Annotated in this window: 13 protein-coding genes; 5 read left to right on the top strand and 8 right to left on the bottom strand. The window is 58.8% G+C overall.

Annotation, left to right across the window (positions count from 1 at the left end; translation table 11 throughout):
* The 8 genes from hisG to PMI29_RS08040 all read right to left on the bottom strand — a co-directional run.
* Positions 1-241, bottom strand: a 241-nt coding sequence (gene hisG, locus PMI29_RS08005; protein WP_008001306.1) for an ATP phosphoribosyltransferase, incomplete at its 3' end; no start/stop codon positions are given.
* 124 nt (positions 242-365) lie between these two features.
* Positions 366-1,631, bottom strand: coding sequence for a UDP-N-acetylglucosamine 1-carboxyvinyltransferase (murA, locus tag PMI29_RS08010; protein ID WP_008001304.1), 1,266 nt, complete (start codon positions 1,629-1,631; stop codon positions 366-368).
* Between the two features lie 22 nt (positions 1,632-1,653).
* A complete protein-coding gene (locus tag PMI29_RS08015) occupies positions 1,654-1,893 on the bottom strand; it encodes a BolA family protein (protein WP_007986714.1) in 240 nt (79 codons plus the stop codon).
* 115 nt (positions 1,894-2,008) lie between these two features.
* Positions 2,009-2,314, bottom strand: a complete 306-nt coding sequence (locus PMI29_RS08020) for an STAS domain-containing protein (protein ID WP_008001302.1) — start codon at positions 2,312-2,314, stop codon at positions 2,009-2,011.
* Positions 2,311-2,964: an MlaC/ttg2D family ABC transporter substrate-binding protein gene (locus PMI29_RS08025; RefSeq protein ID WP_008001300.1), complete on the bottom strand. Its 654-nt coding sequence runs from the start codon at positions 2,962-2,964 to the stop codon at positions 2,311-2,313. The genes PMI29_RS08020 and PMI29_RS08025 overlap by 4 nt, the downstream gene beginning before the upstream one ends.
* An 11-nt stretch (positions 2,965-2,975) precedes the next feature.
* Positions 2,976-3,443, bottom strand: coding sequence for an outer membrane lipid asymmetry maintenance protein MlaD (gene mlaD / locus PMI29_RS08030; protein ID WP_007970271.1), 468 nt, complete (start codon positions 3,441-3,443; stop codon positions 2,976-2,978).
* Complete coding sequence (gene mlaE / locus PMI29_RS08035; protein WP_008001297.1) at positions 3,443-4,240, bottom strand: lipid asymmetry maintenance ABC transporter permease subunit MlaE; 798 nt, start codon at positions 4,238-4,240, stop codon at positions 3,443-3,445. Before mlaE ends, mlaD begins: the two co-directional genes overlap by 1 nt.
* The gene (locus PMI29_RS08040; protein ID WP_008001295.1) at positions 4,240-5,049 is read right to left on the bottom strand and encodes an ATP-binding cassette domain-containing protein; all 810 of its coding nucleotides are present in this window, start codon (positions 5,047-5,049) and stop codon (positions 4,240-4,242) included. The genes mlaE and PMI29_RS08040 overlap by 1 nt, the downstream gene beginning before the upstream one ends.
* A 276-nt stretch (positions 5,050-5,325) precedes the next feature.
* Here PMI29_RS08040 and PMI29_RS08045 point away from each other — a divergent pair, with 276 nt between their 5' ends.
* The 5 genes from PMI29_RS08045 to PMI29_RS08065 form a co-directional block, all read left to right on the top strand.
* On the top strand, positions 5,326-6,300 hold the full coding sequence (locus PMI29_RS08045) for a KpsF/GutQ family sugar-phosphate isomerase (protein ID WP_008001293.1): 975 nt from the start codon (positions 5,326-5,328) through the stop codon (positions 6,298-6,300).
* Complete coding sequence (locus PMI29_RS08050) at positions 6,300-6,824, top strand: KdsC family phosphatase (protein WP_008001291.1); 525 nt, start codon at positions 6,300-6,302, stop codon at positions 6,822-6,824. Before PMI29_RS08045 ends, PMI29_RS08050 begins: the two co-directional genes overlap by 1 nt.
* Positions 6,825-6,831: 7 nt before the next feature.
* The gene (lptC, locus tag PMI29_RS08055; RefSeq protein WP_033052584.1) at positions 6,832-7,404 is read left to right on the top strand and encodes an LPS export ABC transporter periplasmic protein LptC; all 573 of its coding nucleotides are present in this window, start codon (positions 6,832-6,834) and stop codon (positions 7,402-7,404) included.
* Entirely contained in the window at positions 7,391-7,939 is a 549-nt protein-coding gene (lptA, locus tag PMI29_RS08060) for a lipopolysaccharide transport periplasmic protein LptA (protein ID WP_007986700.1), read from the top strand. Before lptC ends, lptA begins: the two co-directional genes overlap by 14 nt.
* On the top strand, positions 7,939-8,183 hold a 245-nt coding region (locus PMI29_RS08065), incomplete at its 3' end, for an ATP-binding cassette domain-containing protein (RefSeq protein WP_008001287.1). The genes lptA and PMI29_RS08065, both read left to right, overlap by 1 nt.

The following is an 8,183-nucleotide window of genomic DNA, read 5'->3' as shown; positions in this document are numbered from 1 at the left end:
CCTGGCCGCCATATTCCATCAGCACATCTTTACCGGCGACACCGAGGTCGGCGGCACCATGTTCGACATAGGTCGGCACATCGGTGGCACGCACGATCAGCAGGCGTACATCTTCCTGGGTCGTGGGAATGATCAGCTTGCGACTCTTGTCCGGATTCTCGGTCGGCACGATGCCCGCTTCAGCCAGAAGCGGCAGGGTGTCGTCAAGGATGCGGCCCTTGGACAGTGCGATGGTCAACATGGGAAACGTCAGTCCTTATCAAGGTACTCATGCCCGGTCGCAAATGGCGCCGGACACACATCGGCCGAAAACGGCTCGACTTCAACAAATCAACGGGCATGTCCTTATGCCCATGCAGCAGGTACTAGCCCGGAACGCGACGGATCTTGGCACCCAGCATCTGCAGTTTTTCTTCGATGCACTCGTAGCCACGGTCTATGTGGTAGATGCGGTCGATCAGCGTGTCGCCGTCGGCGATCAGGGCCGAGATCACCAGGCTGGCCGAAGCACGCAGGTCAGTCGCCATCACTGGCGCACCCTTGAGTTTTTCGGTGCCGGTGACGATTGCCGTGTTGCCTTCGACCTGGATCTTGGCGCCCATGCGGTGCAGCTCGTAGACGTGCATGAAGCGGTTTTCGAAGATCGTCTCGATCACTGCGCCAGTGCCTTCGGCAATGGCGTTGAGGGAGATGAACTGTGCTTGCATGTCAGTCGGGAACGCCGGGTACGGAGCGGTCCGCACGTTGACGGCTTTCGGCCGCTTGCCATGCATGTTCAGCTCGATCCAGTCTTCGCCGGTAATGATTTCGGCACCGGACTCACGGAGTTTTTCCAGAACGGCTTCGAGGATGGTCGGATCCGTATCCTTGACCTTCACACGACCACCGGTCACCGCCGCCGCCACCAGGTAGGTGCCGGTTTCGATACGGTCGGGCATCACTTTGTAAGTGGTGGTGTGCAGACGCTCGACGCCATCGATGGTGATGGTATCGGTGCCAGCACCGGAAACCTTGGCGCCCATGGCGTTCAGGAAGTTCGCCAGGTCGACCACTTCAGGTTCGCGCGCGGCGTTTGCCAGTACGCTGCGACCCTTGGCCAATGCTGCGGCCATCATGATGTTTTCGGTACCGGTCACACTGACGGTATCGAAGAAGAAGTGCGCACCGCGCAGGCCGCCTTCTGGTGCCTTGGCCTTGATGTAGCCGCCTTCGACGTCAATGACCGCGCCCATGGCTTCCAGGCCGCGGATGTGCAGGTCAACCGGACGCGAACCGATGGCGCAACCGCCAGGCAAGGCGACTTCGGCTTCACCGAAACGGGCAACCATCGGGCCCAGCACCAGAATCGACGCACGCATGGTTTTAACCAGTTCGTACGGTGCGACCAGGGTCTTGATGGTGCGCGGGTCGATTTCGACGGCGAGTTTCTCGTCGATCACCGGTTCAATGCCCATGCGGCCGAACAGCTCGATCATGGTCGTGATGTCGTGCAGGTGCGGCAGGTTGGCCACGGTCACCGGGCCATCGCACAGCAAAGTGGCAGCCAGGATCGGCAGGGCAGAGTTCTTTGCCCCGGAGATGCGGATTTCGCCATCAAGACGAACGCCACCGGTAATAATCAATTTATCCATAAGAATCTCGACGCCCTTGGGCTCAGGTGCGCTCGGCCCAGGCCGCGCTGCTGAAAAATTTCATAGTGACCGCATGGATGCTGCCATCGACGATCCACGGGTTCAAATGGGCATAGACCTGCTGCTGACGCTTGACCGGGCTCAATGCCGCCAGTTCATCGCTAATCACGTTCAGCTGGAAATTGCAGCCTTCGCCTTCAACTTCTACCTGAATTCCTGGCAGCTTTCCTTCAAGGAAGCTCTTCACTTCTACGGCCTGCATGCTCAACCTCAATCGGCGCCCTGTGCGCGCGGGTCGGACATCATACAAAAAAGCCCCGCGCCTGCGAACCCCGCAATCACAGGACTCTGACGGGGGGCTTCTTTATAGATGCGGTTCAGGAATGCGCCAATAGCCCGGTCATCTCGCTGACCTGAGCGATTTCACGCATGTCGTCCGGCATACCGCGGATGCTCAGGGCCTTGCCGGCCGCCTGCGCATCGCGGATGAAGCACAGCAGCAACGACAAACCGACACTGCTGGACTTGGTCACCGCCGAGCAATCGACCACCAGCGCCGCAGCCTTGCTGGCCTTGATCAGCGCCTTGCCCTGCTCGCGCAGGCCAGGGCCGGTGCGGTAATCCAGCACTCCACTGAGTCGCAGCTCGCCCGCTTCGTCCATCTGGACTGCCGACTCACTCATTGGGCTGACTGCTCTGGTTTCTTGTCGGTGGCTTCCTTGGCCTTGGCGACTTCCCCGGCCCAACCATTGATGGTCTTGTCCAGGTCGTTGCCATTGCGCTGCATCGCATCGGCGAACTGATCGCGGAACAGCTTGCCGATGTTGATGCCGTTGATGATGACGTTACGCAGCTTCCACTCGCCGTTGATCTTTTCCAGCGTGTAGGACACTGGATAGATCGAGCCGCTGCTGCCCTTGACGGTCATGCCAACGCTGGTACGGTCGCCCGACTCGTCCTTGGCAGGTTCAACGGTGATGCCCTGGTTGTTGTACTCCAGCAAGGCATTGCCATAGAACTGGAACAGACCCTTCTTGAAGTTTTCTTCGAAGGTCTTCATCTGCGCAGGCGTAGCTTTCTTCGAGTATTTGACCGTCATGATGCTCTTGGAAATACCCTCGGCATCCACAACCGGCCCGACGATGTTGTTCAGCGCCGTATAGAAGTCCTGCGGGTCCTTCTTGTACTTCTCTTTGTTTGCCGCCAGATCCGCGAGCATACGGTTGGTTGTGTCCTGCACCAGTTCGTGCGCCGAAGGCGACGCTACGGCATGAGACACCAACGGAAACACCGCGAGCATTACCAACAGGCCACGTCGCAAGGTAGAGATCATTTAAAAGTTCCTCATTTAGCTTCTTTGCTAACGGTATTGAGCAGGAATTTACCGATCAGGTCTTCGAGCACCAGCGATGACTGCGTGTCATGGATGGTTCCACCATCCTTGAGCAGGGTATCTTCCCCGCCGACGCTGATACCGATGTACTTCTCGCCCAACAGGCCAGCGGTCAGAATAGATGCAGTAGAGTCCGCAGGCAGATTATCGATGCGTTTTTCCAGCTGCATGGTCACCCGACCGGTGAAACTGTCGCGATCCAGATCGATGGCCGTAACCTTGCCGATGGTCACACCGGCCATGGTCACCTTTGCTCTGACAGTCAAACCGGCGATATTGTCGAAGTAGGCGTAAAGTTTATAGGTGTCGGTGCTCGGAGTCGGGGACAGGCCACTGACCCGCAACGCCAACAAGAGCAAAGCCAGGATGCCAGCCAGCAAGAAAAGGCCGACACCGATTTCCAGGGTGCGGTTTTGCATCAGAAATCTCCAAACATCAAGGCGGTCAGAATAAAGTCCAGGCCGAGTACTGCCAACGAGGCATACACAACGGTCTTGGTAGTGGCACGACTGATCCCCTCGGAAGTGGGTTCGCAGTCATAGCCTTGGAATACGGCGATCCAGGTCACGACAAAGGCAAAGACGATACTTTTGATGATCCCGTTGAGCACATCCTCAGTGAACGTCACGCTGTTCTGCATGTTCGACCAGTAGGAGCCTTCATAGACCCCCAGCCAGTCGACAGCTACCCACGAGCCGCCCCAGATACCCACCACGCTGAAAATCATCGCCAGCACCGGCAGGGAAATGAAACCGGCCCACAGGCGTGGCGCAATGATGTACTTGAGCGGGTCGACCCCGATCATTTCCAGGCTGGACAACTGCTCGGTGGACTTCATGTTGCCGATTTCGGCGGTCAAAGCGGAACCTGCGCGCCCGGCGAACAGCAAGGCGGTCACCACCGGCCCCAGCTCACGCAGCAGCGTCAGGGCAACCATCTGCCCGACAGCCTGCTCTGAACCATAGCTGGAAAGAATGTTGAAACCCTGCAGCGCCAGCACCATGCCGATGAATACCCCGGAGACCACGATGATCACCAGGGACATCACGCCCACCGAATGCAACTGCTTGACCAGCAACCCGAAGCCGCCACCGATACCGCCCCGGCCGAGCAAGGCATGAAACAGGAACAAGCTCGAACGCCCGAACACCGCCAGCGCATCGATGCCTGCCTGGCCGAAGCGACGCACGCGTTCTATCAATGAAATTCTGCGCATCAGCGCTTCCCCAGAAGATCTGCGCGGTAATCCGTCGCTGGAAAGTGGTACGGAACCGGGCCATCGGGTTCACCGGTCATGAATTGACGGATACGCGGCTCATCCGAATTCATCAGTTCGTCCGGCGTGCCCTGCCCCAATACCTGACCATCGCCCACCACATAAATGTAATCGGCAATGCTCGCGGTCTCTGCCAGGTCATGGGATACCACGATGCTGGTGATGCCCAGCGCATCGTTGAGCAACCGGATCAGGCGCACCAGAACGCCCATTGCGATGGGGTCCTGGCCGACAAAGGGCTCGTCGTACATGAGTATCTGTGGATCGAGGGCAATCGCCCGGGCCAGCGCAACACGGCGCTTCATGCCGCCGGAAAGCTCATCGGGCATCAGTTCGATGGCACCACGCAATCCCACGGCCTGCAGCTTGAGCAGGACGATGTCGCGGATCATTTCTTCCGGCAGTTGCGTGTGAACCCGCAGCGGAAAAGCGACGTTCTCGAAGACATCGAGGTCGGTAAACAGTGCGCCGCTCTGAAACAGCACGCCCATATGCTTGCGCGCATCGAACAGGTCGCTGCGCGACAGTTTTGGCAGATTCTGACCGTTGACCCAGACTTCGCCCTTGGTGGGCCGCAACTGGGCGCCCATCAGACGCAAAAGCGTGGTCTTGCCACACCCGGAAGGCCCCATGATGCCGGTGACCTTGCCGCGTGGTATACGGATATCGACATTGTTGAAAATGCTGCGCGCACCGCGCTTGAAGGACAGTCCCTTCAGCTCGACCGCGTAGGCGTTATCGGCACTCATCTAAACTCCTTGCGATGCAGCCTCTCACTCGGACGCCTGGCTTTCTGACGAAAGCACATACCTCCCGGGCAGGCCGAACTGGCGGCGAACTATATCACTGCAAAGGCTGCGCGCCCAAGGCCAAAGCCGGGTCATATTCAACTGCACTACAGCTTGAAAGCCCCATTTAGAAGGTTTCCGGCAACAGGGACTGACAATGCACGACGAACTTGCGTGAGGGATTCGATCATAACCGCTATAATCGCCGCCTTTTCATCAGGCTATACGATTTCTGACATGAGCCAATCCAGCGACCTGATTCAATCAGCACAACGCACCATCCGCCTCGAGGTAGAAGCCGTGCAAGGCCTGCTACCCCATCTCGACGCAGATTTCGTACGCGCTTGCGAGATGATTCTGGCCAGCAAAGGCCGCGTGGTCGTGGTCGGCATGGGCAAGTCGGGGCACATCGGCAACAAGATTGCCGCGACCCTGGCCAGCACCGGCACCACGGCATTTTTTGTGCACCCGGCTGAAGCCAGCCACGGCGACATGGGCATGATTACCCGCGACGACATCATTCTGGCGCTCTCGAACTCCGGCTCCACCAATGAAATCGTTACCCTGCTGCCACTGATCAAGCGCCTGGGCATTCAGTTGATCAGCGTGACCGGCAACCCTGACTCCGCGCTGGCCAAGGCCGCCGAGGTCAACCTGAACGTTCACGTCGAGCACGAAGCCTGCCCGTTGAACCTGGCACCCACCTCGTCGACCACCGCCGCCCTGGTCATGGGCGACGCCCTGGCCGTCGCGCTGCTGGAAGCCCGTGGTTTTACTGCCGAAGACTTTGCCTTTTCCCATCCCGGCGGCGCCCTGGGCCGACGTCTGCTGCTGAAAGTGGAAAATGTCATGCACGCCGGGCAAGAGCTGCCGCAAGTACAGCGCGGCACCCTGTTGAAAGACGCGCTAATGGAAATGACCCGCAAAGGCCTGGGCATGACCGTGATTCTGGAAGCCGATGGAAAGCTGGCCGGGATCTTTACCGACGGTGACTTGCGTCGCACGCTGGACCGTAGCATCGACATCCATAGCGCTACTATCGACCAGGTCATGACTGCTCACGGCAAGACAGCCCGCGCCGAAATGCTCGCCGCCGAAGCGCTGAAAATCATGGAAGACCATAAAATCAACGCACTGGTCGTGGTCGACAGAGAAGACCGCCCGGTCGGCGCCTTGAACATGCACGACTTGCTGCGTGCAGGAGTAATGTAATGAGTGCGGACCTGCTGCAACGCGGCAAACAGATCAAGCTGGCGGTGTTCGATGTCGATGGCGTGCTGACCGATGGGCGCCTGTACTTCCTCGAAGACGGCAGCGAATTCAAGACGTTCAACACACTCGACGGTCAGGGTATCAAGATGCTGATGGCCGCCGGCGTACAGACAGCCATCATCAGTGGCCGCAAGACCCCGGTGGTCGAGCGGCGAGCCAGGAACCTCGGCATCCCGCACCTGTATCAGGGGCGCGAAGACAAACTGGTGGTACTCGACGAACTACTGGCCCAACTCAACCTGAGCTATGAACAGGTGGCCTACCTCGGCGACGACCTGCCGGACCTGCCGGTGATTCGCCGTGTCGGCCTGGGCATGGCGGTGGCCAATGCTGCCAGTTTCGTGCGTGAAAACGCTCACGGCATCACCCTCGCCCGTGGCGGCGAAGGTGCCGCTCGCGAATTCTGCGAATTGATCCTGCGCGCCCAGGACCGCCTCGATGCGGCCAATGCAGCGTACCTGTGAGCCCACTATGCTGAGCAAAAAGTTTCGCAACACCCTGCTGTTCAGTTGCATCGCGGCGATATTCGCCGCGGTTGGCTACTGGAACATCAGCCCGGAACGTTTCCTCGACAAGCCGGTAACGCCGGTCGATGAAAGCGCGATCGACTATTACGCCATCAACGCCCACAGCGTGCAGTACCTGCCGGACGGCAAGCTGCAATATGATCTGGTGTCCGACAAGGTCGAGCACCTGAAGGCGACCGAGGTGACATTGCTGACCAACCCCGACCTGAATGTGTTCCGCGGCACTGAATTTCCGTGGCACGTCCAGAGCCTGCACGGCGAGGTCAACCCTGACGGCACACAGGTCGAGCTGATCGATGACGTGCGTATCACGCGCTTCGACGAGAAAAACCGTAAAACCCTGATCACCAGCACCCGCATGACCGTGTTCCCGCAGCAGCAATATGCGCAGACCGAGCAAGACGTTAGAATCGACGGCGCTGGCGGTGTATCGACTGGCAAGGGAATGAAGGCGTATTTGAAAGAAAGCAGGATACACCTGCTATCGAACGTAAGAGGACAGTATGAGGCTCGTTAAAACCCTCCCGATTTTGCTCAGTCTGGGCGCAGCACTGGGAAGCGTGAGCGCCTGGGCTCTACCGGAAGATCAACAGCAGCCTATCCGCATTCAGGCCGACGATGCCCAACTGGACGACAAGCAAGGTATTGCTACCTATAAGGGTGATGTGATCATCACCCAAGGCTCGATGAAGGTGACCGGCAACACCGTGACCATCACCCGTACCCCGACCGGCGACATCGACGTAGTGACCTCGGTGGGCAACCTGGCGTACTTCGAGCAACTGCAGACCGCTGGCGATACCAAACCCGTTCAGGGCTGGGGCGTGACCATCCAGTATCACGCTGCACAAAACCGGGTCGTGTTGATTGACAAGGCAAAAGTTGTCGACAAGGACAACAACGTCACCCAAGGCGAGAAAATCGTCTACGACACGGTCAAAAAGCTCGCCAGCGCCGGTCGCGCCACGGGCAGCAAGGTCACCGAGGCACGTCCGCGTATCGACATGGTGATCCAGCCGAAGAAGAAAACCGACGAGAATAAGGCCCAGTAATGGCAACTCTGAAAGCTCAGCATCTGGCCAAGAGCTACAAGAGCCGCCAGGTCGTGCGCGACGTCAGCCTGTCCATCGACAGCGGCCAGATCGTTGGCCTGCTTGGCCCGAACGGCGCCGGCAAGACCACCTGCTTCTACATGATCGTTGGCCTGGTACAGGCCGACCAGGGCCGCGTCCTGATCGACGACCTGGACGTCAGCCACCAGCCGATGCACGGCCGGGCAAAGGCCGGTATCGGCTA

This window comes from Pseudomonas sp. GM49 (genome assembly GCF_000282355.1).
Taxonomy (GTDB): Bacteria; Pseudomonadota; Gammaproteobacteria; order Pseudomonadales; family Pseudomonadaceae; genus Aquipseudomonas.
Note: the sequence above shows the minus strand (reverse complement) of the source record. Positions and strands in the feature narration are given on the sequence as shown.

What these genes read in the sequence shown, in the direction of transcription:
- murA (WP_008001304.1), bottom strand. Translation starts at nt 1,631, where the DNA reads ATGGATAAATTGATTATTACCGGTGGCGTTCGTCTTGATGGCGAAATC.
- PMI29_RS08015 (WP_007986714.1), bottom strand. Translation starts at nt 1,893, where the DNA reads ATGCAGGCCGTAGAAGTGAAGAGCTTCCTTGAAGGAAAGCTGCCAGGA.
- PMI29_RS08020 (WP_008001302.1), bottom strand. Translation starts at nt 2,314, where the DNA reads ATGAGTGAGTCGGCAGTCCAGATGGACGAAGCGGGCGAGCTGCGACTC.
- PMI29_RS08025 (WP_008001300.1), bottom strand. Translation starts at nt 2,964, where the DNA reads ATGATCTCTACCTTGCGACGTGGCCTGTTGGTAATGCTCGCGGTGTTT.
- mlaD (WP_007970271.1), bottom strand. Translation starts at nt 3,443, where the DNA reads ATGCAAAACCGCACCCTGGAAATCGGTGTCGGCCTTTTCTTGCTGGCT.
- mlaE (WP_008001297.1), bottom strand. Translation starts at nt 4,240, where the DNA reads ATGCGCAGAATTTCATTGATAGAACGCGTGCGTCGCTTCGGCCAGGCA.
- PMI29_RS08040 (WP_008001295.1), bottom strand. Translation starts at nt 5,049, where the DNA reads ATGAGTGCCGATAACGCCTACGCGGTCGAGCTGAAGGGACTGTCCTTC.
- PMI29_RS08045 (WP_008001293.1), top strand. Translation starts at nt 5,326, where the DNA reads ATGAGCCAATCCAGCGACCTGATTCAATCAGCACAACGCACCATCCGC.
- PMI29_RS08050 (WP_008001291.1), top strand. Translation starts at nt 6,300, where the DNA reads ATGAGTGCGGACCTGCTGCAACGCGGCAAACAGATCAAGCTGGCGGTG.
- lptC (WP_033052584.1), top strand. Translation starts at nt 6,832, where the DNA reads ATGCTGAGCAAAAAGTTTCGCAACACCCTGCTGTTCAGTTGCATCGCG.
- lptA (WP_007986700.1), top strand. Translation starts at nt 7,391, where the DNA reads ATGAGGCTCGTTAAAACCCTCCCGATTTTGCTCAGTCTGGGCGCAGCA.